Raw genomic sequence first — 22,958 nt, 5'->3', positions numbered from 1 at the left:
GTAAAATGAACCAGCGGCGTTTTTCCTTGTCGTCTTTCATTGTGGCTGCCAGCTTGGCCTTGGCGCCCGTTCAAACTGCGGCACAAAACCTGTTCGCACCGGTGATCCGGGTGAACGAAGACGCGATCACTCTGTTCGAATTGCAACAACGGCAACTGTTCATGGAGCTTCTGCGCATTCCCGGCGATCCGGTGAAAATGGCGCGCGAGACCCTGATCGACGACAGGCTCAGGCAACAGGCGATCAATCAGGTCGGCATTTCGGTTGCTCCGGAAGACGTACAAGCCGGCATCGACGAATTCGCCGCCCGCGCTGAGCTCTCGTCGGAAGAGTTCATTCAGGCCTTGGAACAAGGCGGAGTGTCCTATGAAACATTGCGCGATTTCATCAAGATTCAGCTGGCATGGCGGGACTATGTGGGGGCAAATTTCCTGTCCCGTGCCCGCCCCACTGACGCCGAAATCAGCCGGGCCATGGGTCAGGCCGGCGGTGGTGGAGGTTTGCGGGTCCTCCTGTCCGAAATCATCCTGCCCCTGTCTCCGCAGAACTTCGAACAGGTTGACGAGCTGGCTCAGCAGATCTCGGAACTGAAGGGTTTTGACGCGTTCGAATCCGCCGCCCGGCAGTATTCAGCAGCCGCGAGCAGTCAGGAAGGCGGGCGCATGAGCTGGCTGCCTCTCAGCCAGCTTCCTCCGGCCCTGCAACCGGTCATTCTGGGCCTTTCTCCCGGAGAGATCACTGCCCCAATTCCCTTGCCGCAGGCCGTCGCGTTGTTCCAGATGCGCTCCATTCAGGAAACCGGCGGCGGGTCGCCGCGATATGCCTCGATCGAGTATGCGGTCTTGCAGGTTTCCGCAAATTCCCCTGAGCAGGCACTTGCCAAGGCCACGGAAATCAAGAACCGCACGGATACCTGCGATGATCTCTACGGAGCTGCCAAAGGGTTGCCGCCCGAAATCCTTGCGCGTGAAAACAAGAAACCGGGTGAAATCCCGCGAGATGTCGCCCTTGAGCTGGCGCGCCTCGACCCCAATGAGATCTCAGTAAACATGAGTGCGAATGGCGGCCAGACCCGGATGCTGGTGATGCTCTGCGACCGGACAGCCGATCTGGGTGACGGCGCGTCGCGCGAGGATGTAGCCAACGCTCTGACACAGCAACGTCTTTCGACCTTCGCTGACAGCTATCTTGAGCAGTTGCGGGCCGATGCGATTATAGTAGAAGAATGACCGCCCCGATTGCCCTGACCTGCGGTGAACCGGCAGGGATCGGACCGGAACTGGCTGTTGCGGCCTGGGCTGAGCTGAAGACCGAGTGCCCGTTTTTCTGGATCGGCGATCCGGCACATCTGCCTGCTGACACGCCGACTGTAGAGATTTCCGACCCCGCAGAAACAGCAATGGTCAGTGCGTCCGCCCTGCCCGTCCTTGTGCATCGGTTCGCGGCCTCCCGCACACCGGGGAAACCTGACCCTCGCAACGCGCAAGGCGTGATTGATGTAATCAGGCGTGCGGTTGAGTTGGTGCAGTCCGGGGATGCAGGCGCTGTCTGCACAGCCCCCATTCACAAGAAGGCACTGATCGACGGAGCCGGTTTTTCCTATCCTGGCCACACCGAGTTTCTCGCTGCGCTGGCCGGATGCGACCGGGTCGTGATGATGCTAGCCGGGCCTCAATTGCGTGTTGTGCCGGCAACGATTCACATCGCCCTGTCCGAAGTGCCCAATGCTCTGACACCGGACAGTTTGCGCGATACGATCGAGATCACCGCCGCTGCTCTTGCCCGTGATTTTGGCATCCCGCACCCCCGTATCGCCGTCGCGGGGCTTAACCCCCATGCCGGAGAAGGCGGCGTCATGGGCCGGGAGGAACTCGATTGGATCGGTCCGCTGCTGGCTGAGATACAGAATGACCGCTATACGCTCACTGGTCCGCTCTCTGCTGATACGATGTTCCATGCCGCGGCCCGAAAAGGGTATGATGCGGCAATTGCGATGTATCACGATCAGGCCCTGATCCCGATCAAGACACTCGATTTCGACCGGGGCGTGAACGTCACGCTGGGGCTGCCGTTCATTCGCACCTCCCCCGACCACGGCACCGCGTTCGATATCGCCGGACAGGGAAAGGCAAACCCGTCCAGCCTGATCGAGGCATTGAAGCTCGCGCATTCCATGGCGCGGGGAAGGCATACCGCGACATGAGCGCCATCGACACCCTCCCGCCACTGCGCGACGTGATTGCCAAACACCAGCTGTCGGCCCGCAAGTCGCTCGGCCAGAACTTCCTGCTGGATCTGAACCTGACCGCCAAGATCGCCCGTCAAGCCGGAGATCTGGCCGGGTGCGATGTGCTGGAGATCGGCCCTGGCCCCGGCGGGTTGACCCGCGGCCTTCTCAGTGAAGGCGCACGCAAAGTGCTGGCGATCGAAAAGGATACACGATGCCTGCCCGCCCTTGCTGAAATTGCCGAAGCCTATCCCGGCCGTCTCGAGGTCATAAACGGGGATGCGCTGGAAATCGACCCGCTTGCCCATCTGGCACCGCCAATCCGGGTCGCGGCCAACTTGCCCTACAATGTCGGCACGGAGCTTCTGGTCAGATGGCTCACGCCTGATGAGTGGCCGCCGTTCTGGGAAAGCCTGACCCTGATGTTCCAGCGCGAAGTGGCCGAGCGGATCGTCGCGCAACCGGGATCCAAGGCCTATGGGCGTCTGGCTATTCTGGCCCAATGGCGTGCTGACGCGCGGATAGCGCTGTCTCTGCCTCCCGGGGCTTTCACGCCACCGCCGAAGGTATCATCAGCGGTGGTCCACCTGACTGCTCTGCCAGAGCCCCGCTTTCCTGCCGATGCGGCCATCCTCTCGCGCGTCGTTGCCGCAGCGTTCAACCAACGCCGCAAAATGCTCCGCGCCGCGCTCAAAGGTATCGCCCCTGATATCGAGGAACACCTGAAAGCGGCCGGCGTTGCGCCAACCGAACGAGCGGAACGGGTTCCACTAGAGGCTTTCTGCGCGCTGGCCCGATCGCTTGCAAAGAACTGAACGGCAAACTGGCAAGTCGAACTGGCTGGCACGGCTTCGAGATTTCGGAACCGATTCTCCAACCATTTTTGCAGCTTCCGTCTCGTCGCGCAGGAAGCGACCCGGCCTCATCGATTTAACCCGGAAAGCACAAAGGGTGCCGTTATTCGGGCACCCTTCGACATTGTCGGTTTCAGGCTTTTCCGCCGCGGGCTTACTCAGCCGCTTCCGGCGTATCGCCGTTTCCGGCTTCGACTGCGTCTTTTTCGTCCGCTTTCTTTGAAGCTTTGCCTTCATCGGACTTTGCATCATCGGCTTTGGCAGGCTTGCGGCCGCGCGGTCGACGGGTCTGCTTTTTGGGCTTGCTTTCAGGTGTTTCGACAAGGCCGTTGTCGTCTTCAGCCGGAACTGCACCCAGATCCAGCACATCCGGCTGGGGCGCCTCGGCAGGGTCTTCAACCCGCGTGGCGGCTTCACGCTCCTGACGCTCGGCGCGTTCTGCGCGCTCCCGATCCCGCTCGGCCTGGCGTTCGCGGTTCTGCCGTTCCTGCTCTTCGCGGCGGGCCTCGATCTCCCGCTGCGCTTCGCTCAGAAGGCGCAGGTAATGCTCGGCATGCTGCTGGAAGTTCTCCGCAGCCACCCGGTCATTGCCCAACTGCGCATCGCGGGCGAGCTGGTTGTATTTGTCGATGATCTGTTGCGGCGTACCGCGCACCTTGCCCTCGGGGCCGGAGCTGTCGAACACGCGGTTGACGACATTGCCACCAGAGGGGCGGTTGCGGTTCGATTTAGACCGCGAACGTGATTTCGAAGATCTCATTTTGCCTTGGTCAGCCTTATTCTCACTGCCGATTAACCCGTTTGACGATCCATGCGTTGTGACGCGCCGGGAAATCGACTTTTGGGGCTTGGTGTCGCGCGAGAGCATAGGTGTCTCCTGCGCTGCGACAGTTATGAGTAAACACGTCCAGAGCCGGGTGGCAAGGGGCTCCGCGCATTGTCCACGCGTTTTTTACCGGGATTAGGCAAAAACTGGCAACAATAACCCCGTTCTGGGGTGTTCAGGCAACCAACTGTGCGCAAACGACGCGGTCTCGCCCGTCGAGATCACGGATTACCCGGACGTTCGAGAGCCCTGACTCCGCAAACAGATCGGACACTGCCTGCCCCTGCGTCGGGCCGATTTCGACCAGAATCCGCCCTCCCGCAGCAAGAAACTCCGGGGCACGCGGCGCGATCGACCGATAGCATTCCAGCCCATCGGCCCCATCGGTGAGGGCCAGAACCGGCTCGTGGTTGCGAACCTCTTCTGCAAGCCCATCCATTTCTTCGCGCGCGATATAGGGCGGGTTGCAGACGATCAGATCGAACACGCCCTCGACACCAGAAAACCAATCCGACTGCCGGATCTCGGCACGGTCAGCCACCCTGTGCAGAACCGCGTTTGCACTGGCCTGCAAGCAAGCCGCCTCACTGATATCGATGCCCATGCCTGAGGCGGTCGAGTTCTCGGCAAGCAATGTCACCAGAATACATCCCGACCCAATCCCAAGATCCAGAACGCGGTCAAACGGTTCCGACAACGCCGCCTCAATCAGGGTTTCCGTCTCGGGCCGTGGATCCAGTACATCGGCGCTGACCTTGAACCGGCGACCATAAAACTCGCGTTCGCCAATCAGATGCGACACCGGCACACGGATCACCCGCAATGCAATGAGGTTCTCATATCGCTCGGCGATCTCAGGGTCGAGCGCCTCAGGCGCGATCAGGGTCACGCGCGCGGCCTCGACCTTGGCGGCATGGGCTAGCAGCAACCGCGCATCGCGCGCAGGGTCGGGAACCCCGGCCGCCCGCAGCCGCGCCGCGGCCGCAGCCATAGCCTGAGCGGCCGTCTGAGTCTCATTTGCAGGAACGCTCATACTCCCTTGCCCTCCTGCCCCATCTCGGCAAGGCGGCGCGCCTGATCGTCGGCGGTCAGGGCATCGATCACCTCGATCAGGTCGCCCTGCATGATCTGGTCCAGCTTGTAGACCGTCAGGTTGATCCGGTGATCCGTCATGCGGCCTTGAGGAAAATTGTAGGTGCGAATCCGCTCGGACCGGTCGCCAGATCCGATCTGACTGGCGCGGTCGGCCGATCGTTCGCTGTCCACCCGCTGGCGCTCCAGATCGAAAAGCCGTGTCTTGAGAACTTGCATGGCGATCTCGCGGTTTCGGTGCTGCGATTTTTCCGAACTGGTCACAACGATACCGCTTGGAATGTGCGTAATCCGGACAGCCGAATCGGTCGTGTTGACATGCTGTCCGCCCGCGCCGGAGCTGCGCATCGTATCGATCCGGATATCCCCCGGATCGACCTGAATATCCACGTCCTCGGCCTCGGGCAGAACTGCGACGGTGGCCGCCGAGGTATGAATACGTCCCCCGCTTTCGGTTGTCGGAACCCGCTGCACCCGATGAACGCCGGATTCGAATTTCAACCGGGCAAAGACATTCTCGCCCTTGATATGGGCAACGACCTCCTTGATGCCGCCAAGCTCGGTCGCCTGCTCTTCTATGATCTCCAGCTTCCATCCCTGCGTTTCGGCGAACCGCTGGTACATGCGCAGAAGGTCACCGGCAAAAAGGGCCGCTTCGTCGCCACCCGTTCCGGGTCGGATTTCCAGAATGGCGGGCCGGGCGTCGGCCTCGTCTTTCGGCAACAGCGCCAGTTGCAGAGCCTGTTCGGCCTCTGGCAGCGCCGCCTTGAGACCCGACAATTCTTCTTCGGCCAATTCCTTCATATCGGGATCGGAGAGCATTTCCTCGGCCTCGGCCAGATCTGTGCGCAACTGCCGCCAGGCGGCGATTTGTTCGACGACCGGCTTGAGGTCGGAATACTCCTTTGCCAGAGCGGCGATATCTCCACCGCTGGCACCATCGGCCATGGCCGCTTCCAGATACTGAAAACGCTGGCTGATCTGTTCTAGACGTTCTTCTGGGACCATTTGGGCGGTGTGCGGTATCATGCGTAATTGGTCAAGGGGCGAGGCTATGCTATTCTAGACGTATGAAACAGGCATTTGCATTCATTCTGGCAGTGTTGACGCCCGCCTCACCGGTCGCGGCCGATGTCGTTGGTCCCGGCGGCAAGGTTCAGGACTGTTACTGCACCGATAGCCGCGGCTCGCGGGTCGAATTGGGAGAAACCATCTGCCTGCAGGTTGACGGTCGCATGTTCATGGCGCAATGCCAGATGTCGCTGAACGTCCCTATGTGGCGCGAGGTTCAAGAAGGATGTCTATCCTCCCGACTGCCCCCCCGCCTGCAAAGCATCAACCCAGCCTTCGACCTTGGCCCGATTAACACCAAAATCTGATCGGCCGAAACGGCTGCGCGAGTAGATCTTCAGCGTATTCCCATCCTGCTGTGCAGAAGCGTAGTCCGGAAACCCCATGGTCGGCGTTCGCGTCACATAGGTTATCAATCCTTCAGATACTGAACCCGCAAGAACTGTGGTTCGGGGAGTTGATTGCGCGATTTCGTCCAGTTTTTCCAGCCCGTCCGGACCGGTTTCGATCACCCACAGAACACCGCGCCCATAGTCCCGGCTTTCATCGCCCTTGGGGGCAACGTGCCATTCGACCGGATCGCTCGGCGCCAGCCGAATGTACCCCAACACGACAACCACGACCGCCAGAAGAATCCAAAGAAACACCATCAGCCTTCTCATCTTTCCCGAAATCCGCTTCCCTGGCGACCCTGCCGGTCTTTGCGCCAGCGGGCCGGTTATCGTTGTTTTACGCCCGGCAGGATGCAGATCATCTCAAAGAGCAGGTTCGCAGCGGTCAGGGCCGTGTTTCCCGACGGATCGTAGGGAGGCGAAACCTCGACCAGATCACAGCCGACAACATTTGCGCCACTGAGGGCATGGATCAACTCCAACGCCTGAGCCGTTGTTAAACCACCGATTTCTGGCGTGCCGGTACCCGGAGCATAGGCCGGATCAAGACTATCAATATCATAGGAGATGTAGACCGGCCTATCACCAATATCGCGACGAATTTCCGCACCCATCGAGGCGAGACTACGGTGCCAGAGCTCGTGCGCAGGGAAATGCTGGAACCCCCAACCCTGTGCCTGAGTGAAGTCGTCTGCGCCGTAGCCGGATCCCCGAATCCCGATCTGATATGTCTTGTCCGGCTGGATCAGCCCCTCTTCCCAAGCCCGGCGAAAAACCGTGCCGTGGGTTTCGCGTTCTCCGAACATCTGGTCATTCACGTCGGCATGGGCATCCACATGCACCAACGCAACCGGTCCGTGCCGCACGGCAATCGCCCTGAGGATGGGCAAAGTGATGGAGTGATCCCCGCCCATCGCCACCGGGATCACTCCTGCGGCAAGGATGCCGTCATAACTGTTGCGGATGATCCCGAGGCTGTCGGCCAGCGAAAACGTGTTGATCGCCAGATCGCCGATATCCGCAATCTGCAGGCTGTCGAACGGGGCCGCTCCGGTTGCCATGTTATAGGGCCGGATCATCGCGCTTTCGGCGCGGATCTGCTTGGGACCGAAACGGGTGCCCGACCGCCACGATGTTCCGATGTCCTGCGGAATGCCCAGAACCGCGACGTCCAGCCCGTCAAGCACGTTGGCCTGCGGCAGCCGCATGAAGGTGTTCGGCCCGGAAAACCGGGCCAGATCATTGCCGCTGATCGGCTGGTTGAACCCGCTCATTCGGCGTCTTTCAGCAGGGTCCAGCCCAGCAGGCAGATGATCTGCACGGCCACATGCGCCCCGGCGATTGCAGTGGCTCCGGTGGTGTCGAATGGCGGCGAAACTTCGACCACGTCACCCCCCTTTATGTTGATACCTGCCAGATCGCGCAAGATAATCGACGCCTGCGCACTGGTCAGACCACCCCATACGGGAGTGCCGGTGCCCGGCGCATAGGCCGGATCCAGCCCGTCGATATCAAAGCTGAGATAAACCGGATGGCTGCCGACGATCTCGCGGATCTTTTGCGCCGTTGCCACGGGTCCGGCCTCATGCACCTCGCGGGCGTCGATGATGTTGACGCCCAGCGTATCCTCGTTCGTGGTCCGAATTCCGACCTGCACCGAGCGGGCCGGATCGACAATCCCCGACTTTACCGCCTTGTAAAACATGGTGCCATGATCGACCCGATTCATATCGTCGTCTGCCCATGTGTCGGTATGAGCATCAAACTGCACCAGCGAGATCGGGCCATATTTCTCGGCATAGGCTTTCAGAATGGGGAAACTGATATAGTGGTCGCCGCCAAGGGTAACCGAAGCCGTACCGGCAGCCAGAATGGAGCGGATGTGGCGGGTCAAAGTATCCGGAAACTCGGGGATGTTGGCATAGTCGAATGCCATGTCGCCATAGTCTACGATCGCCAGTTCACTGAGCGCATCGAACGGCCATCCATAGGGTGCATCCGGCGATTGCAACGCGCTTGCCTCACGGATCGCGCGGGGACCCAGTCGGGTGCCCGGGCGATTGGTGACCGCCTGATCAAAGGGCACACCGGTGACGGCGATATCTACCCCGTCCAGATCCTTGGTGTAACGCCGACGCAGAAACGACATTGCTCCGCCGAATGTATTCTCGAAGGAAAGCCCTTTGAGGTCGTTGCGGGTGAACGCCTCGTCCACTTTGCTTTTTGCGTCTTCAAGGCCCATGTGTCCGTGCTCCCTGCCTGATCAATCTGTTTATTGAGCGCACGCCGGCGCCATTTTCATGCCAACGGTTGCGCAGTCTCGACGATGCGCGCAAAAAACGATGCACCTACCGGGGCAATCTCGTCATTGAAGTTGTATTTGGGGTGGTGCAGCCCCGCGCTGTTGCCTTGACCGACGAACAGATAGGCACCGGGACGCGCCTGCAGCATGTAGGAAAAATCCTCGGCCCCCATCTCGCGCCCGGCTTCTGCAACCACCCGCGCGTCTCCGGCGATGTCGCGGGCTACTTCGGTGGCAAAACCGGTCTTTTCCGGGTCGTTCACGGTTGCCGGGTATCCGCGCTCATAACGCAGGGTGGCCTCGACACCGTAGCTCGCAGCCTGCCCGGCCACAATCTCGCCCATGCGCTGTTCTACCATGTCCTGAACCTTGGGATCGAAGGTTCGCACCGTGCCGTTGATGTAAGCCGTATCCGGGATCACGTTGTCGACCGTGCCGGTATGAATCTGGGTCACCGAAACGACAAGATCATCGAGTGCATAGTTGTTGCGGCTGACGATCGTTTGAAACGCCTGTGCAACGCCGCAGGCCGCCATTACCGGGTCTCGGGTCTCATGGGGCATGGCCCCGTGGCCACCTACCCCCTGAATATCCACGTGGAACGTATCGACCGCCGCCATCAGGGGCCCGGGCGTGGTAAAGAAACCGCCTGGCTCAAATCCCGGCGCGTTGTGGAGCGCATAGACCTGTGAAATATCGAACGTGTCCATGATGCCCTCGTCCACCATGACCTCTGCCCCGGCTCCCTGCTCTTCGGCGGGTTGAAAGATCAAGGCCACGCGCCCCGAGAATTTGCGTGTTTCAGCCAGATAGCGGGCTGCACCCAGCAGCATTGTTGTGTGCCCGTCATGGCCGCAAGCATGCATCTTGCCCGGCGTCTTCGAGGCGTAGGCCAGCCCCGTCTCCTCTTCGATTGGCAGGCCGTCCATATCTGCACGCAACCCGATCGTGGGCCCGTCGCCCTGCCCTTTGATGATTGCAACCAGTCCGGTGCGGGCAAACCCATTGTGAATCTCGTCCACCCCGAATTCACGCAACCGTTCGGTGACAAATGCGGATGTTTCGTGGCAGTCGAGTCCGAGCTCGGGGATTGTATGCAGGTGCTGGCGCCACTGGGCCATGTCACTGGCGAATTCGGCAATTCGGTTGACGACGGGCATTGAGGGTGGACTCCTTGACCAAGCTGCGGAATGGATGCATCTGACACCGGAATGAGGACCGCTGCAATGGCTGACGATGCGTTGATCCACGACTCTGACGCAGGGATAGAAAGACTGCTCGAGATCATGCGGCGGTTACGGGATCCGCAATCGGGCTGCCCCTGGGACATAGAGCAGGATTTCGCTACCATCGCGCCCTACACCATCGAAGAGGCCTATGAGGTGGCCGATGCGATCGAGCGCGAAGCGTGGGATGAGCTCAAAGGCGAGCTTGGCGATCTGCTGTTCCAGTCCGTGTTTCACGCCCAGATGGCGCAGGAGGCCGGGCATTTCTCGTTTCAGGACGTCGTCCGCACCATGTCCGACAAGATGGTCACCCGGCATCCGCATGTTTTTGGCGATGAAACCCGAGACAAGTCTGCGGAACAGCAGACACGCGACTGGGAGGCGATCAAGGCCGCAGAGCGGGCCGGAAAGAAACAGCAGGGCACGCTGGATGGCGTTGCGGCCAACCTGCCCGCTTTGCTGCGCGCCTACAAGTTGCAGAACCGCGCCGCGCGGGTCGGGTTCGACTGGCCCGATGCCTCTCATGTGCTGGCCAAGATCACCGAAGAGGCCGCCGAGCTGGAAGAAGCCCGCGATCTGAAGGACATGGATGCACTCGAAGACGAATTCGGTGATCTTCTATTTGTCATCGTCAATCTTGGGCGCCATCTCGGCATTGAACCCGAGGCCGCGCTGCGACGGACCAACGCCAAGTTCACTCGCCGGTTTGCCGGGATCGAGGCGCATTTGGCGGATCGCGGTAAGACCCCGCAGGAAAGCGACCTCGAAGAGATGGATGCGCTCTGGGATCGGGTGAAACTGGATGAACGGGCATCCGGTTGACGGCCAATCTGATCAGATGAACCGGATATCCGGCATTTCCGACAATCGGGCGAGGTCAACAAGATAGCGATCGTTGAGCCGGTTTCGGTCCGCCTCGGGAAACGCTGCCACACCACGCGGCGCGCGGTCATGGGCATGTTCAGCGATGACCCCCTGCCACTGCTTTCGCGTCAGTTCCTCGCCTGCGCGATAGCGTGCCTGCAAGGCCTCAAGCGCAGCGTCGGTCGCTGACAGGTTCAGCGTCGTTTCGGGTTCCGCAAGCGGAGCTTCGGCAAGTTCCGGCACCAGAACGCGCAGCAGATCCACATTGCTGCCACGCCGCTCGTAGGGGATCACCGTCACCTGCTGCGGGCGAAGAAATTCGACGACATCGGAAATCAGCTCCGGCCAGCCGCGATCAATTTGCATGTAGAAAGGCACCAGTTCGGCAAAGGGCGGCACCGGATTATCCTCAGCCCGTTTGCGATAGCCGGATACGTAGAGCTGATCGTAAGACCGCACGACATAGATCAGATGCCGTGGCGGACCGGGCAGCGCCTCTGCAAGTGTCTCGAGCCGTTTTCCCGATGCCGGGAAGAACTTTCCGTCCGAGAAATGCCGCATCGGGCCGGGAATGTTCTCCTCGGAGAGAATCAGGGCCCGGTCTGGATCTGGGCTGAACTGCTCCAGATGCGGCCGTAGCCAGTCAGCGAATTGCGGTATCCGTTTGCGCCCGTGGCGAGGGCGCGGCAAACGCAGGCGCAAGCGGCCCTTGGGAACGCCGTCGCGACCGGGGTAAGCCAGATCAAAACCGAGATCTCCCAACACTTTCATGTTGGTAAAAAGGCATTGCTGAAAGGAACTTGTGCCGGTCCGATGGGCGCCGGCATGGATGAATACGGGCTTTGTCATGGCGCAAAAATGGGCCAGAAGCTGCCGCGGCGCAATCGCCTTCTGGACAACTGCGCTGTGGTCAGTAGGTTCACCGCTCAATCAGCGGAGAAACACATGAGCGCGCGCAAGATCATCATCGATACCGACCCAGGGCAGGATGACGCTGTGGCGATCCTGACGGCCTTGGCCAGTCCGGACGACCTGGATGTGCTCGGTATTACCGCTGTTGCGGGCAATGTTCCGCTGTCGTTGACTGCACGCAATGCCCGCATCGTATGCGAATTGGCGGGGCGCACGGATGTTCCGGTCTACGCGGGCTGTGACGCTCCTTTGACGCGCAAATTGGTGACTGCGGAACACGTGCACGGAAAAACCGGGCTCGATGGACCGGTTCTGCCCGAGCCGACGATGACATTGGCCGACGGTCACGCAGTCGATTTCATCATCGAAACCTTGCGTCGGGAAGAACCGGGAACGGTCACTCTTTGTCCGCTGGGTCCACTGACAAACATTGCAACCGCCTTTGAGCGCGCGCCTGATGTTGCCGAACGGGTTCAGGAGATCGTCCTGATGGGCGGGGCTTACTTTGAAGTGGGCAACATCACCCCGACGGCAGAGTTCAACATCTATGTCGACCCCGAAGCTGCCGACATCGTGTTCAAATCCGGCGCGCCGATCATTGTACACCCGCTCGACGTGACCCACAAAGCTCTGGTCACCCGCGACCGCAACGATGCCTTCCGCGCACTCGGAACGCCGGTCGGGACCGCTGTTGCGGAAATGACGGATTTCTTCGAACGGTTCGACAAGGAAAAATACGGCTCACTCGGCGCTCCGCTGCATGACCCCTGTGTGACGGCATATCTGCTCGAACCCGAACTGTTCTCGGGGCGTCACATTAACGTGGAAATCGAGACGACTTCCGAACTGACCCGTGGCATGACGGTTGCCGACTGGTGGGGCGTTACGGATCGGCCTGCAAATGCGATCTTCATAGGCGATCTGGATGCGGACGGGTTCTTTGCCCTGCTGACCGAGCGGCTGTCGCGGCTATGAGCGCCGCATTGCGCCTTGCCCGGCCGGAAGATCTCGATCGTGTCCTGTCGCTGGTCGCCGCCTTCCATTCCGAAGAAGGAATCGTTCAGGACCAAGATCAGCGCCGCTCTGCCCTCCTGCCGCTGTTGGAAGGGATTCCGCATGGTTGCATATACCTGATCGGCCCTGCCCGTGCCCCTCTGGGATACGCCATCATCACATTTGGATGGTCGGTAGAATTCGGCGGCATGGATGCGTTTCTGGATGAGATCTATATTCGCCCCGCGGTCAGAGGCCGCGGTATCGCCTCAGAAGTGCTGCACGATCTGCCCAAGGCACTGGCCGAAGCCGGTGTCTGCGCCATCCATCTTGAGGTCAACCGCGAGAACGAAACCGCGCAGCGGCTTTACGAACGCGCGGGCTTTTGTTTGCGGGCAAAGTATTTGCTGATGAGCAAGAGATTGACCTGACCGCAGACTGACTTGGGCATTGCTCATCCGAGGCGGACGACTTGTGCCTACTTCAGCTGCCGAGCCAGATCCTCGAAATCGGCCGCTATGATGTCCCAATTTCCGTCTGGTTGCAGGTCTTGGGTCTGACCCGAGCCGTGTTCGGTCGGTCTGGGAACAAACCCGGTTGCCAGCCCGACCGCCCGCGCCGCGTGCAAGTCACTGTTGTGGGCGGCAACCATCATCACCTGTCGCGGAGGCAGGCGAAGCGCGGAACAGGCGGCAAGATACACCGCTGGCCGGGGTTTGTAGTCCCGCGCCAGATCAGCGCCCAAGATACAGTCCCAAGGCAAGCCACCATACCGGGCCAGACGGGTCATCAGACCAATCGAACCATTGGAGCACGGCGCGATGATTCGCTGCGACTTCAGCTGGCCAAGCCCCGCAACCACATCCGGCCACGGATCCAGTTTCTCCCATGCGGTGTTCAAAAGCCGGGTATCCGGCACATTGACCCCAAATCTGTCGGCCACGGCGTGCAGGTTCTCCAGATGCAGGTCATCGAGCGGAACATACCCGCGTTGCCCGTCACGAATTCTGGCCATTGAAGGATCGTATTCACCCCTCCAGGCATCCGCAAAGGCCAGTGCATCCACATCGGGCAGCATCTCTGCAACCGCACGGGCCACCGAGTTTCGCCAGTCGACACATGTGCCAAAGACGTCAAAGATCATTGCCTGTATCATTGTGTTGCCGACTCCGTTCAGAATTACGGGGGATGATGCGAAACTGACCGGGTCTTGCCAATCCATCCGGTCTGACAGGGAGCAAAGAAATGCCTAAAGCCTATCTGGTCGCCCATATTCGGGTTCACGACAAAGAGAAATTCGAAGAGTTCAAGGCAATGTCCGGCCCCGCGATCCAGCAGTATGGCGGACGTGTTCTGGCCCGGAACCCGGCACCGGATCATCGCGAAGGAGACCTGCGAGGGCTGAACATCCTGATTGAGTTCGACAGCATGGACAGAGCCCGAGAATTTTACGAGTCCCCTGAATACACCGCAGCCAAGACCGTACGTGAGCAGGCTGCGCAAACCGATCTGATGCTGGTTGAAGGGCTTTGACCACCGGTTTCGTCAAAGCTGCATTTCGTAGAAAACAAGCACGTCCTTTGCGATGTCCGGAACATCGTAATATGGCCCTCGCAGCGTGAAGCCCATCGACTGATAAAGCCTTTGCGCAGCGACCAGTTCGGATCCTGTGTCCAGGAGGATCCGATTGAACCCATCCGCGCGGCACTGATTGATCAGGTTGGTCATGATGGCAAAGCCTGCGCCGGTTCCGCGCGCAGCCTCGTTGACAAAAACCCGCTTGATCTCGGCAGTGCCGGGTTCCAGCGTGCGAAACATACCGCATCCGACCGGGTTTCCGTCTTTCCGGGCCAGACGAATGGCCCCGTTGGGTCGCGCATGTTCCTGCTCAAGGCGCTCCATCAGCTCTGCATACTTATCTCGCGGATAAAACGTGGCGGTGACCTCCTTGTCGCTCGGTTCCACCGAGAGCAGAAAATCCCTGTAATCCCAACACAAACGCCGGACAGCATTGAGCTGATCCGGCGTCGATGGTTCGATGATATCGAGCATTGTGCCTCCTCGTCCGGTTGGAAGAGGCTAGCACAGCAGTCTTCAGGCGCGAAGGATAGATCGACCTGCGTATTCGGCCGTTTCGCCCAGCGATTCCTCGATGCGGATAAGCTGGTTGTATTTTGCCAGCCGGTCCGACCGCGCCAGCGATCCGGTCTTGATCTGACCGCAGTTGGTGGCCACGGCGAGATCGGCAATGGTGGCATCCTCGGTTTCGCCCGAGCGGTGCGACATAACATTGGTATAGCGGGCGCGATGCGCCATATCCACGGCCTTGAGCGTTTCGGTCAGCGATCCGATCTGGTTCACTTTGACGAGCATCGAGTTGGCGCAGCCCCGCGCAATGCCGTCGGCCAGACGCGCCGGGTTGGTCACGAAAAGGTCGTCGCCCACGAGCTGAACCTTGTCGCCGATGGCGTCGGTCAGCGCCTTCCAGCCGTCCCAGTCATCCTCACCCATCCCGTCTTCGATCGAGATGATCGGGTAGTCGTTCACCAATGCCGCCAGGTAATCGACATTCTCAGCCGAAGTCAGCGTTTTTCCTTCTCCGGAAAGGACATACTTGCCGTCCTTGAAGTATTCGGTGGCCGCACAGTCCAGCGCCAGATAGATCTCTTCACCGGGCTTGTAGCCGGCTTTCTCGATCGACTTCAGAACGAAATCCAGTGCTTCGCGGGTCGACGCGATGTTGGGGGCAAAACCGCCCTCATCTCCGATACCGGTCGATAGCCCGGCGGCCGACAATTCCTTTTTGAGCGTGTGAAACACCTCCGAGCCCATGCGAACGGCATCGCGGATATTCTCGGCGCTGACCGGCATGATCATGAATTCCTGAATGTCGATCGGGTTGTCGGCATGTTCACCGCCATTGATGATGTTCATCATCGGCACCGGCAACACGCGTGCCGAGGTCCCGCCCACATAGCGATACAGCGGCTGGGTGGTGAAATCAGCCGCAGCTTTGGCCACGGCCATCGAGACACCGAGAATGGCGTTGGCGCCAAGCCGGCCTTTGTTGTCTGTGCCATCGAGTTCGATCATCGCTTCGTCAACCGAAATCTGTTCGGTCGCATCGAAACCGACCAGTTCCTCGGCAATCTCGCCGTTTACCGCAGCGACCGCCTCAAGCACGCCCTTCCCGAGATAGCGAGACTTGTCACCATCGCGTTTTTCCACCGCCTCATAGGCACCGGTCGACGCACCGGACGGCACTGCGGCCCGGCCCATTGTGCCGTCTTCGAGGATTACGTCCACCTCAACCGTAGGATTTCCCCGGCTGTCGAGGATTTCACGCGCGTGGATGTCGATAATAGTGCTCATGTCTGCTTCCCGATGCGGATTGTTTGCCCGCGTCATACCCGGCAAACCCCCTAGGGAAAAGGGGTGCTTAGGCCGCAGGAGAAAGTTTTCGCTCGCGCCAGACAGTGTAGAGGCCCGACGCAACGATGATCCCTGCCCCGGTCAACATCAGGGCGTCAGGCCGTTCCGAAAACACGACCATTCCGACAACCAGCGCAAACACCAGTCGCGAATACCGAAAGGGCGTGACAAAGGAAACTTCACCAACCCGCATCGCCGCAACGATTGCATAATAGGCGGCCACCCCCATTCCGACAGCGCCGGCGATCATGAACCATAGCTCAGGCGTCGGCATCACGGCGGGTGTTTTGGAAAACAGTGACATGGTCAGCGAGGCCGGTACGAGCGTCAGGAAAGCCAGGAAACTCAGCTGGAAGGACGACGTTTCGCGGGGTATCGTTCGAGTACTCAGATCACGAACCGCCAATCCGACAACACCCACAACCGCAAACAGCGAAAGTGGATCAAAGGCCTCGCCCCCGGGGCGGATGACCAGAAGCACCCCCGCGAAACCGACCAGAATTGCACTCCAGCGCCGCCAGCCGACAGATTCCTTGAGAAACAGCGCGGCCCCCAGCGTCACGGCAAGCGGCGTTGCCTGCAGGATCGCCGACGCTTGCGAAATCGGGGTCAAGGCAATCGCGGTCACAAAGCCCAGCGTGCCCACCAGTTCACCAAGATTTCGAAGCAAGACCGGGCCACTCAGAAACGCGCGGGAAAACAGCCGTTGCCGCTTGGCAACAATAAGGCACGCAAACACTGTGGCCCCCCCTGCGCCAAGAACAGCGATGATCTGCCAAGGCGGCAGAGCATCGGCCATCAGCTTGATGAACATGTCCTCAATGGCAAAGCCGAGCATTGCCAGCGTCATCAGCAGCGCGCCACGCAGGTTTTCCATCGGGTATCCATCCTGTTCGGGAAGGTGCACGCAATCCATGACTGCAATTGGCTGCATGTTCAAGAGCCCTACTCTTCGGACAATCCGGGTGATCCGATCGCGGAACTGAGCCGTATCAGAAGACAACAGGAGGACATCAGATGAAACTCGCACCCACGCAGGTCTTGAGAACCATGGGCCTGACATTGGCCCTCTCATCGGCCCCACTGTCGGCATTGGCAACATACGGTTCCCGCCATGATACAACCCAGCTTCCCAATGGGATTATCGAAGTGATTTCGTTGAAAGGCCCGTCTGCTGCGGATTACTGGTGCGGAGCCGGACAGTATGCGGGTGCGATCCTCGGCAAACCGGCCAGCACGCGAATCTTTGTATGGCGCGGCCGCGGCCCCAGTTCCGGTGGCAGCACGCGCCCGTCGGTCCAGTTCTCGCTCGACCCACCGCCCGGAGGAGCTGTGGAGTCGATGTCGAACTCGGTCGAAATCGTCGGCAACCAACTGTCGATTGCTCAGGCTCAGAACTATTGCGACGAGAGGGCCGTCAACGACTAGGTTTGCGCTTTGGAACGCCGTACAGCTCGAGCTTGTGACCACGCAGTTCATAACCGAGCTTTGCGGCGATCTTCTCTTGAAGAGCCTCGATCTCAGGGTCAACGAACTCAATGACTTCACCCGAATTCATGTCGATCAGATGGTCATGGTGATCCCGTTCGGCATCCTCATATCGGGCCCGACCGTCACCAAATTCCAAGCGCTCGAGAATTCCGGCCTCTTCGAACAGCTTAACCGTGCGATAGACCGTCGCAATCGAGATGCCGTCATCCATCGCACTGGCCCGCGCGTACAGCTCCTCGACATCGGGGTGGTCATCGCTCTCTTGCAACACACGGGCGATGACCCGGCGCTGTCCTGTCATGCGCAGCCCCTTGGCTTCGCATCTGGCGATGATTGTGTCCGACATGTTCATCCCCCAAACCATTCGGGTTTCCGGTTTACAATTCCCGCCCGACCTTGACCACCGGATTTGTCTTCATTCTTGGAATGCGTCACTAAAAGAACAATCTGAGGACAAGATCCTGCAATGATCGCAGGGTAGTTTAAGCTTGCAACCAAACCCTCGCGCGAAAGGACGGACCGTCATGCTGGCCCCGGGTGCCCTTATGTTTGTCGGCTGGGATGCCGACAACGAAGATGTTGCTTTTGTCACCACCGAGGCGATCGCCCCGGAGGCAGTCATCTATTTCACTGACAGTGAGTGGAACGGATCCAATTTCCTGGCTGGTGAGCAGCTGATCGAATGGACAGTTCCGGCCAGCGGGATTGCCGCCGGAACGGTTCTGACACTGGAAATGACCCCCGGCGGCGGCGCCGTTGTCACCGAGACCGGTGATCTCGGCGGGTCGGCCTCCGGCAGCATCGACTATATTCAGGGCGGTGGGATGCTAGCCCAGGGCAATGAAATGATGTGGGCCTTTCAAGGCACCCGGGTGGGTGATGACGTAACACCGGAAAATTTCATTGCTGTAATCGGAAACGAAGCCGATGGCGGAAACCGGGCCACACCAAATCTGAACGGAACCGGTCTGACAGAGCAGAATGGTGCGATCATCATCGACGGTGACCACGATTTCATGGTTTTCGACGGGTTTGATACTCTGCCCGACCCGATCAGTGGCGAGGGGGCGATCGCCGCCATTTCCGACACTTCGAACTGGACCCTCGCAGGACCCGGGTTCAACGGCGCCAACAACAACCCGAATCCCGACCTCGGCTTTGACCTGACACCAGTGCGCCTTTACGATTCCGACGATGTCACGACGCTGTATTTCAACGGCGATCATGTCGCCTTTTTCGACGATGTCTCATCTCCGGACAATGACGTGACAACTGAAATATCGGTCGAAGAACAGCCGTTTCTGCCCACTGACATTGTCGAGATCGACATCCTGAACAGCTCGATACGGTCCGATGGCGAGTTTGATTTCGACGAGGTCATCTTTACCCGTGTCGCGGTCACACGGGGCGGCGTGACCTATGAATTCGATGTCAAGGACGGCTCAAAGGTCAAGGAATCCGGCGCCACGGAAAGTGACTCGGGTCAGGCCGTGGAACAGGGGGATTCCTTTTTTACGACCAATGACGAAGTCGAAAGCCTGATTGGTCCGCCGCGTGATGCGAGCCCGTTCAGCGGGCTGCCGGAAGGCAAAATGGTCTTTGCGCTCAACGCCACTTTTGTGGACGGTCAGGTTACGTCGATTGTCCGGGAACAGGGGCTCGTGGACGAAAATGGCGATGCCGTCGGAACGGTAAATGCGAATTTCTACACCGGATTGTCCGAGGTGCCACCGGTGCCGTGCTTTGTAGCCGGAACCCTGATCGAAACGGTTGACGGCCCTCGACCGGTGGAAACCCTGCAGGCAGGTGATCTGGTGCTGACCCGGGACAACGGTCCGCAAGCGATCCGCTGGACTGGCGGCAGGCAAGTGCCGGCGCGTGATACGCTTCGCCCGATCAGAATTCGCGCGGGTGCCTATGGTACACGGCGTGACCTGATGATTTCGCCACAACACAAGATGCTTGTAAGCGGTTGGAAAGCTGAACTTCTGTTCGGCGAGAATGAGGTGCTGGTTGCCGCCAAGCATCTGGTCGACGATATCTCGGTCCGCCCGGCTTCGGGGCTGGAGCGTGTCAGCTATCATCACCTGCTGTTTGACCGGCACGAAGTCATCTATGCCGAAGGCGCTGAAACCGAGAGCCTTGACCCCGCCTGTGTGTCGGGTTGGGATTCCCGGGATCCGGCAAAACGGGAGCTGAACCAGTTGTTTCCGGAGCTGTTCGGCGCTACGGAGAACCTTTCAAAAACAGTGCGTAAGGCTCTGAAATCGCACGAGGGTCACCTGCTGGCTCGATAGGCTGCACACCACTGTTTTCGCAGCCGTCTTCTTCGGGATCAGGCAGCCTTGAGATCGGCCCAGACAGGCAAATGATCCGATGCGATATGCGCGGGCCGCTCCGAAAAGACGCCGTGCCCTGCGGCATCAAGCCCTTTGCCCAAAGCGATGCGGTCCAGTGACCCCATAGGTTGCGCAGCCGGGAAACTCGGGCGGGCCGGTAGAAACCGCATGGAGGGCGCCCAGCGGTCCAGCACAGGAATAGTCGACCATTCGTTGAAGTCCCCGGCCCAGACCGTAGGCAGGGCTGGGAGATCCTCCATTTCGCGCACCAGATGCAGAACCTGCTGCTGCCGAAAATGCGAGATCAAGCCCAGATGCATACCCATAACCCGTAACGGGCCGATGGGCGTTTCAAAATCTACACGAACGGCCCCGCGTGGTTCCAGACCCGGCAGCTTGATATGCCCGGTTTCTCTCAGTGAAATACCCTCGCCGCGCCAGATCACCGCGTTGCCATGCCAGCCCAGGCTGCCTGCCCCTCCGAGATCCGCGATGTTCCAACCAGCTTCCTCGAGAGCAAAATGCGGCAATGCGGCCGGGCGTGGGGGCAATCTCTTGTCCGCTTCCTGCAAGACCTGAACCTGCGCCCCAATCCGGTCTATGACCTTTAGAATGCGTTCAGGACGTCGACGAAGGTCTAGCCCCACGCATTTCTGGATATTGTAGCTGGCGACGCGCAGCAGGTCAGAGTTACGGCTAATGTGTTTCATGGACCTCGGGGATCGACCAATTTGCCTGTTGTTATTGCGGGACCGCATCGGGTTCCGCAAGCGCAGCCTACAAAACCTGTGTGTATGACATCTGTTTTTCTTCACAACTGCGGCGAATGGCGCCGCGTGCGACCAGAGGTCGGCGAAATGTCCGTTTCATACCTGCGCGCAACTTATCGTCAGGTTCCGCAAAACGTCGCATGTACGATTTCCGAGCTGGACGGCGGATGACATAGATCGGCAGCTTCGGGTTGCGCATCAAACGGCCGGGCCAGAACCGCGTTGAGCCGATGGAACGGGGAGTAATCTCCGGCCATTGCCGCCTGAATCATCTGTTCGACACGGTGGTTGCGCGGAATAAACGCGGGATTGGCGCCTTTCATCACCCGCTTCGGATCATTTTCGCGCTCCTGCCGCAAACGCCAGTTTTTCGCCCAGCCATCAAAAGCAGCAGGATCCGTGAACTGGTCCCGCGCCCTTTCGCCGGCCAAAGCTCTAAACGTATTCGTAAAATCGGCCTGATTTTCCGCCATCCGAGTCAGAAGGTCGGAAATCAGTTCGAGATCCCCCTCTTCCTCCCGGATCAGGCCGATTTTGGCACGGAAGTTCCGCAGCCAGTTCTCCTGCAGCAGCGCCGGCATGGCATGGACGATCTCGGTTGCCTCTTCGACGGCCTCATCTTTGTCGGCGAATTGCTGGATCAGGGCCGTCGCCAGCTGAGCAATGTTCCAGACCACTATATCGGGCTGATTGGAATACGCATACCGCCCACCTCGGTCGATCGAACTGAACACCATGTTGGGGTGGTAGCTGTCCATGAAGGCGCATGGTCCGTAATCAATGGTTTCACCGGATATGGCGCAATTGTCGGTATTCATCACGCCGTGAATGAAGCCTACGCTCATCCACGCAGGTATCAGGGCCGCCTGCGCATCGCGGACCGCACGCAACAGCCCCATTGGACCGTTCGCCTGCGGGTAGTGTCGCGCGATAGCATATTGTGTCAGGGTTTTTAGGTTTTGGACGTCACCGCGAGCCGCAAAAACCTGAAACGTCCCGACGCGCAGATGGCTTTGGGCAACACGTGTCAGAACCGCGCCGGGCAAGGCCACCTCACGCAACACATCCTCGCCTGTTTCCACGGCTGCAAGCGCCCGCGTTGTGGGAATGCCCAGCGCGTGCATTGCTTCGGACACCACATATTCCCGCAAAACCGGCCCCAGCCATGCCCTCCCGTCACCCTGCCGGGAAAAAGGCGTTGGCCCGGATCCCTTGAGCTGAATGTCGCGGCGTTTCCCGTCCGTTCCGACAGTTTCACCCAGCAAGACCGCGCGACCATCCCCCAGTTGCGGATTGTAATGCCCGAACTGATGGCCGGAGTATAGCTGGGCAATCGGCTCGGCCCCCTGTGGCAGATCGTTACCCGCAAAGACACGCGCCATGTCCTCGACCTCGCCCGGGGTGATGCCGATCAACCGGGCCAGAGTTTCGTTGAACGCGACAAGCCGTGGGGCCGCGACGGGAACTGGTGCCTGCTGCGCGTAGAATGCCGTCGGCAGGCGCGCATAACTGTTGTCGAACGGAAACGACAAGGCGTTGTTGGAACTTTTGGGATTTAAGCTGGATGGAGATATTGGACCGGTCATGGGTCAAACATATCCTTAGAACACAAGATTGCCATAGCAGAGCATTGCAAGCGATAGTTTCAAGCAGTTTCCAAGGAAGGCGACAGATGACATCCGACAGCCGCCCGCGTCCTGGCATGAGCGCCGCTGACATCATTGCGCGACTGGGTCTCGAACGGCATCCAGAGGGCGGATGGTATCGCCAGACCTGGGTTGCCCGGAATGAAGGCCGGCCCAGCGGGACGTGCATCTATTTCCTGTTGCAGCGCGGTGAGAGCAGCCATTGGCACAAGGTCGACGCAACCGAAATCTGGCTGTGGCACGCGGGGGATCCGTTGGTGCTCTCGACAAGCCCAACAGATGAAGGGCCGGCCGTGGACCGCCTGCTTTGCCCTGACCTGCGGGATGGCGCGCCACAGCTGATCGTTCCCGAGGGACATTGGCAGGCTGCACGCAGCACCGGCGACTACACGCTGGTCAGTTGCACCGTATCGCCCGGTTTCCAGTTTGAAGGGTTCGAGCTTGCACCACCGGGTTTCGACATCCCGCGGTGACGCGCTTTGCGAACTCGTTGCGGAGACCACAGCAATGACGCCGCCACT

At 59.7% G+C, this 22,958-nt stretch carries 26 protein-coding genes; 11 read left to right on the top strand and 15 right to left on the bottom strand.

Annotated features, from left to right (window positions below):
• Window positions 1-5: 5 nt before the first annotated feature.
• From ACP15U_RS04390 to rsmA, 3 genes are read left to right on the top strand one after another with little or no spacing between them, the layout of a single operon-like run.
• A complete protein-coding gene (locus tag ACP15U_RS04390; RefSeq protein ID WP_425043922.1) occupies window positions 6-1,229 on the top strand; it encodes a peptidylprolyl isomerase in 1,224 nt (407 codons plus the stop codon).
• Window positions 1,226-2,203 (top strand): 4-hydroxythreonine-4-phosphate dehydrogenase PdxA, encoded by a 978-nt coding sequence (gene pdxA / locus ACP15U_RS04385; protein WP_425043921.1) that lies wholly within the window; start codon window positions 1,226-1,228, stop codon window positions 2,201-2,203. The genes ACP15U_RS04390 and pdxA overlap by 4 nt, the downstream gene beginning before the upstream one ends.
• A complete protein-coding gene (gene rsmA, locus ACP15U_RS04380) occupies window positions 2,200-3,042 on the top strand; it encodes a 16S rRNA (adenine(1518)-N(6)/adenine(1519)-N(6))-dimethyltransferase RsmA (protein ID WP_425043920.1) in 843 nt (280 codons plus the stop codon). The genes pdxA and rsmA overlap by 4 nt, the downstream gene beginning before the upstream one ends.
• A gap of 193 nt (window positions 3,043-3,235) precedes the next feature.
• Here the strand turns inward: rsmA and ACP15U_RS04375 are convergent, their stop codons facing one another.
• The 3 genes from ACP15U_RS04375 to prfA form a co-directional block, all read right to left on the bottom strand.
• The gene (locus ACP15U_RS04375) at window positions 3,236-3,841 is read right to left on the bottom strand and encodes a DUF4167 domain-containing protein (protein ID WP_425044276.1); all 606 of its coding nucleotides are present in this window, start codon (window positions 3,839-3,841) and stop codon (window positions 3,236-3,238) included.
• Between the two features lie 241 nt (window positions 3,842-4,082).
• A complete protein-coding gene (prmC, locus tag ACP15U_RS04370; protein ID WP_425043919.1) occupies window positions 4,083-4,940 on the bottom strand; it encodes a peptide chain release factor N(5)-glutamine methyltransferase in 858 nt (285 codons plus the stop codon).
• Window positions 4,937-6,007, bottom strand: coding sequence for a peptide chain release factor 1 (gene prfA / locus ACP15U_RS04365; RefSeq protein WP_425044275.1), 1,071 nt, complete (start codon window positions 6,005-6,007; stop codon window positions 4,937-4,939). The genes prmC and prfA overlap by 4 nt, the downstream gene beginning before the upstream one ends.
• A gap of 62 nt (window positions 6,008-6,069) precedes the next feature.
• Between prfA and ACP15U_RS04360 the strand changes: the two genes are divergently transcribed.
• The gene (locus tag ACP15U_RS04360; RefSeq protein ID WP_425043918.1) at window positions 6,070-6,378 is read left to right on the top strand and encodes a hypothetical protein; all 309 of its coding nucleotides are present in this window, start codon (window positions 6,070-6,072) and stop codon (window positions 6,376-6,378) included.
• On the opposite strand, the gene ACP15U_RS04355 is transcribed toward ACP15U_RS04360, so the two are convergent.
• The 4 genes from ACP15U_RS04355 to ACP15U_RS04340 form a co-directional block, all read right to left on the bottom strand.
• Window positions 6,301-6,720, bottom strand: a complete 420-nt coding sequence (locus ACP15U_RS04355) for a DUF1499 domain-containing protein (protein WP_425043917.1) — start codon at window positions 6,718-6,720, stop codon at window positions 6,301-6,303. The genes ACP15U_RS04360 and ACP15U_RS04355 overlap by 78 nt on opposite strands.
• A 68-nt stretch (window positions 6,721-6,788) precedes the next feature.
• Complete coding sequence (speB, locus tag ACP15U_RS04350; protein WP_425043916.1) at window positions 6,789-7,736, bottom strand: agmatinase; 948 nt, start codon at window positions 7,734-7,736, stop codon at window positions 6,789-6,791.
• Window positions 7,733-8,704, bottom strand: coding sequence for an agmatinase (gene speB, locus ACP15U_RS04345; RefSeq protein ID WP_425043915.1), 972 nt, complete (start codon window positions 8,702-8,704; stop codon window positions 7,733-7,735). Before speB (ACP15U_RS04345) ends, speB (ACP15U_RS04350) begins: the two co-directional genes overlap by 4 nt.
• A 56-nt stretch (window positions 8,705-8,760) precedes the next feature.
• Window positions 8,761-9,924, bottom strand: a complete 1,164-nt coding sequence (locus ACP15U_RS04340; protein WP_425043914.1) for a M20 aminoacylase family protein — start codon at window positions 9,922-9,924, stop codon at window positions 8,761-8,763.
• A gap of 66 nt (window positions 9,925-9,990) precedes the next feature.
• On the opposite strand from ACP15U_RS04340, the gene mazG reads away from it, so the two are divergent.
• A complete protein-coding gene (mazG, locus tag ACP15U_RS04335) occupies window positions 9,991-10,812 on the top strand; it encodes a nucleoside triphosphate pyrophosphohydrolase (protein ID WP_425043913.1) in 822 nt (273 codons plus the stop codon).
• A gap of 12 nt (window positions 10,813-10,824) precedes the next feature.
• On the opposite strand, the gene ACP15U_RS04330 is transcribed toward mazG, so the two are convergent.
• Window positions 10,825-11,703, bottom strand: coding sequence for a hypothetical protein (locus ACP15U_RS04330; protein ID WP_425043912.1), 879 nt, complete (start codon window positions 11,701-11,703; stop codon window positions 10,825-10,827).
• A gap of 96 nt (window positions 11,704-11,799) precedes the next feature.
• On the opposite strand from ACP15U_RS04330, the gene ACP15U_RS04325 reads away from it, so the two are divergent.
• Both ACP15U_RS04325 and ACP15U_RS04320 read left to right on the top strand, forming a co-directional pair.
• Window positions 11,800-12,741: a nucleoside hydrolase gene (locus ACP15U_RS04325; protein WP_425043911.1), complete on the top strand. Its 942-nt coding sequence runs from the start codon at window positions 11,800-11,802 to the stop codon at window positions 12,739-12,741.
• Window positions 12,738-13,190, top strand: coding sequence for a GNAT family N-acetyltransferase (locus ACP15U_RS04320; RefSeq protein ID WP_425043910.1), 453 nt, complete (start codon window positions 12,738-12,740; stop codon window positions 13,188-13,190). The genes ACP15U_RS04325 and ACP15U_RS04320 overlap by 4 nt, the downstream gene beginning before the upstream one ends.
• Before the next feature lie 47 nt (window positions 13,191-13,237).
• Here the strand turns inward: ACP15U_RS04320 and ACP15U_RS04315 are convergent, their stop codons facing one another.
• Window positions 13,238-13,915: a haloacid dehalogenase type II gene (locus ACP15U_RS04315; RefSeq protein ID WP_425043909.1), complete on the bottom strand. Its 678-nt coding sequence runs from the start codon at window positions 13,913-13,915 to the stop codon at window positions 13,238-13,240.
• Between the two features lie 89 nt (window positions 13,916-14,004).
• Here ACP15U_RS04315 and ACP15U_RS04310 point away from each other — a divergent pair, with 89 nt between their 5' ends.
• Window positions 14,005-14,292, top strand: coding sequence for a DUF1330 domain-containing protein (locus ACP15U_RS04310; RefSeq protein WP_425043908.1), 288 nt, complete (start codon window positions 14,005-14,007; stop codon window positions 14,290-14,292).
• Between the two features lie 12 nt (window positions 14,293-14,304).
• Here the strand turns inward: ACP15U_RS04310 and ACP15U_RS04305 are convergent, their stop codons facing one another.
• From ACP15U_RS04305 to ACP15U_RS04295, 3 genes are all read right to left on the bottom strand, one after another.
• Window positions 14,305-14,811 carry a GNAT family N-acetyltransferase gene (locus ACP15U_RS04305; protein ID WP_425043907.1) on the bottom strand — a complete coding sequence of 169 codons (507 nt, stop codon included), beginning with the start codon at window positions 14,809-14,811 and terminating at the stop codon, window positions 14,305-14,307.
• 42 nt (window positions 14,812-14,853) lie between these two features.
• The gene (gene eno, locus ACP15U_RS04300; protein ID WP_425043906.1) at window positions 14,854-16,131 is read right to left on the bottom strand and encodes a phosphopyruvate hydratase; all 1,278 of its coding nucleotides are present in this window, start codon (window positions 16,129-16,131) and stop codon (window positions 14,854-14,856) included.
• A gap of 67 nt (window positions 16,132-16,198) precedes the next feature.
• A complete protein-coding gene (locus tag ACP15U_RS04295; RefSeq protein WP_425044274.1) occupies window positions 16,199-17,068 on the bottom strand; it encodes a DMT family transporter in 870 nt (289 codons plus the stop codon).
• Between the two features lie 140 nt (window positions 17,069-17,208).
• Here ACP15U_RS04295 and ACP15U_RS04290 point away from each other — a divergent pair, with 140 nt between their 5' ends.
• Window positions 17,209-17,619, top strand: coding sequence for a hypothetical protein (locus ACP15U_RS04290; RefSeq protein ID WP_425043905.1), 411 nt, complete (start codon window positions 17,209-17,211; stop codon window positions 17,617-17,619).
• Here the strand turns inward: ACP15U_RS04290 and ACP15U_RS04285 are convergent.
• Entirely contained in the window at window positions 17,609-18,028 is a 420-nt protein-coding gene (locus ACP15U_RS04285; protein ID WP_425043904.1) for a Fur family transcriptional regulator, read from the bottom strand. The genes ACP15U_RS04290 and ACP15U_RS04285 overlap by 11 nt on opposite strands.
• Before the next feature lie 178 nt (window positions 18,029-18,206).
• On the opposite strand from ACP15U_RS04285, the gene ACP15U_RS04280 reads away from it, so the two are divergent.
• Entirely contained in the window at window positions 18,207-19,979 is a 1,773-nt protein-coding gene (locus tag ACP15U_RS04280) for a Hint domain-containing protein (RefSeq protein WP_425043903.1), read from the top strand.
• A gap of 38 nt (window positions 19,980-20,017) precedes the next feature.
• On the opposite strand, the gene ACP15U_RS04275 is transcribed toward ACP15U_RS04280, so the two are convergent.
• Both ACP15U_RS04275 and ACP15U_RS04270 read right to left on the bottom strand, forming a co-directional pair.
• Window positions 20,018-20,731 carry an endonuclease/exonuclease/phosphatase family protein gene (locus ACP15U_RS04275; protein ID WP_425043902.1) on the bottom strand — a complete coding sequence of 238 codons (714 nt, stop codon included), beginning with the start codon at window positions 20,729-20,731 and terminating at the stop codon, window positions 20,018-20,020.
• A 179-nt stretch (window positions 20,732-20,910) separates the two neighbouring features.
• Entirely contained in the window at window positions 20,911-22,377 is a 1,467-nt protein-coding gene (locus ACP15U_RS04270; RefSeq protein WP_425043901.1) for a protein adenylyltransferase SelO, read from the bottom strand.
• Window positions 22,378-22,493: 116 nt separating this feature from the next.
• On the opposite strand from ACP15U_RS04270, the gene ACP15U_RS04265 reads away from it, so the two are divergent.
• Window positions 22,494-22,910, top strand: coding sequence for a cupin domain-containing protein (locus ACP15U_RS04265; protein WP_425044273.1), 417 nt, complete (start codon window positions 22,494-22,496; stop codon window positions 22,908-22,910).
• Window positions 22,911-22,958: the final 48 nt, after the last annotated feature.

The organism is Primorskyibacter sp. S87, assembly GCF_049801055.1.
In the GTDB taxonomy this organism is placed as follows: Bacteria; Pseudomonadota; Alphaproteobacteria; order Rhodobacterales; family Rhodobacteraceae; genus JBNAGF01.
This window is presented reverse-complemented; position numbering and strand designations above follow the sequence as displayed.

Excerpts from the sequence above, each read along its gene's own strand:
- ACP15U_RS04275 (WP_425043902.1), bottom strand. The coding sequence starts at position 20,731 with ATGAAACACATTAGCCGTAACTCTGACCTGCTGCGCGTCGCCAGCTAC.
- ACP15U_RS04355 (WP_425043917.1), bottom strand. The coding sequence starts at position 6,720 with ATGGTGTTTCTTTGGATTCTTCTGGCGGTCGTGGTTGTCGTGTTGGGG.
- ACP15U_RS04280 (WP_425043903.1), top strand. The coding sequence starts at position 18,207 with ATGCTGGCCCCGGGTGCCCTTATGTTTGTCGGCTGGGATGCCGACAAC.
- ACP15U_RS04340 (WP_425043914.1), bottom strand. The coding sequence starts at position 9,924 with ATGCCCGTCGTCAACCGAATTGCCGAATTCGCCAGTGACATGGCCCAG.
- prmC (WP_425043919.1), bottom strand. The coding sequence starts at position 4,940 with ATGAGCGTTCCTGCAAATGAGACTCAGACGGCCGCTCAGGCTATGGCT.
- ACP15U_RS04265 (WP_425044273.1), top strand. The coding sequence starts at position 22,494 with ATGAGCGCCGCTGACATCATTGCGCGACTGGGTCTCGAACGGCATCCA.
- pdxA (WP_425043921.1), top strand. The coding sequence starts at position 1,226 with ATGACCGCCCCGATTGCCCTGACCTGCGGTGAACCGGCAGGGATCGGA.
- ACP15U_RS04360 (WP_425043918.1), top strand. The coding sequence starts at position 6,070 with ATGAAACAGGCATTTGCATTCATTCTGGCAGTGTTGACGCCCGCCTCA.
- ACP15U_RS04330 (WP_425043912.1), bottom strand. The coding sequence starts at position 11,703 with ATGACAAAGCCCGTATTCATCCATGCCGGCGCCCATCGGACCGGCACA.
- rsmA (WP_425043920.1), top strand. The coding sequence starts at position 2,200 with ATGAGCGCCATCGACACCCTCCCGCCACTGCGCGACGTGATTGCCAAA.
- ACP15U_RS04310 (WP_425043908.1), top strand. The coding sequence starts at position 14,005 with ATGCCTAAAGCCTATCTGGTCGCCCATATTCGGGTTCACGACAAAGAG.
- ACP15U_RS04290 (WP_425043905.1), top strand. The coding sequence starts at position 17,209 with ATGAAACTCGCACCCACGCAGGTCTTGAGAACCATGGGCCTGACATTG.
- ACP15U_RS04285 (WP_425043904.1), bottom strand. The coding sequence starts at position 18,028 with ATGTCGGACACAATCATCGCCAGATGCGAAGCCAAGGGGCTGCGCATG.
- speB (WP_425043916.1), bottom strand. The coding sequence starts at position 7,736 with ATGAGCGGGTTCAACCAGCCGATCAGCGGCAATGATCTGGCCCGGTTT.
- eno (WP_425043906.1), bottom strand. The coding sequence starts at position 16,131 with ATGAGCACTATTATCGACATCCACGCGCGTGAAATCCTCGACAGCCGG.
- prfA (WP_425044275.1), bottom strand. The coding sequence starts at position 6,007 with ATGGTCCCAGAAGAACGTCTAGAACAGATCAGCCAGCGTTTTCAGTAT.
- ACP15U_RS04325 (WP_425043911.1), top strand. The coding sequence starts at position 11,800 with ATGAGCGCGCGCAAGATCATCATCGATACCGACCCAGGGCAGGATGAC.
- ACP15U_RS04390 (WP_425043922.1), top strand. The coding sequence starts at position 6 with ATGAACCAGCGGCGTTTTTCCTTGTCGTCTTTCATTGTGGCTGCCAGC.
- ACP15U_RS04305 (WP_425043907.1), bottom strand. The coding sequence starts at position 14,811 with ATGCTCGATATCATCGAACCATCGACGCCGGATCAGCTCAATGCTGTC.
- ACP15U_RS04375 (WP_425044276.1), bottom strand. The coding sequence starts at position 3,841 with ATGAGATCTTCGAAATCACGTTCGCGGTCTAAATCGAACCGCAACCGC.
- ACP15U_RS04270 (WP_425043901.1), bottom strand. The coding sequence starts at position 22,377 with ATGACCGGTCCAATATCTCCATCCAGCTTAAATCCCAAAAGTTCCAAC.
- mazG (WP_425043913.1), top strand. The coding sequence starts at position 9,991 with ATGGCTGACGATGCGTTGATCCACGACTCTGACGCAGGGATAGAAAGA.
- ACP15U_RS04320 (WP_425043910.1), top strand. The coding sequence starts at position 12,738 with ATGAGCGCCGCATTGCGCCTTGCCCGGCCGGAAGATCTCGATCGTGTC.
- speB (WP_425043915.1), bottom strand. The coding sequence starts at position 8,704 with ATGGGCCTTGAAGACGCAAAAAGCAAAGTGGACGAGGCGTTCACCCGC.
- ACP15U_RS04315 (WP_425043909.1), bottom strand. The coding sequence starts at position 13,915 with ATGATACAGGCAATGATCTTTGACGTCTTTGGCACATGTGTCGACTGG.
- ACP15U_RS04295 (WP_425044274.1), bottom strand. The coding sequence starts at position 17,068 with ATGGAAAACCTGCGTGGCGCGCTGCTGATGACGCTGGCAATGCTCGGC.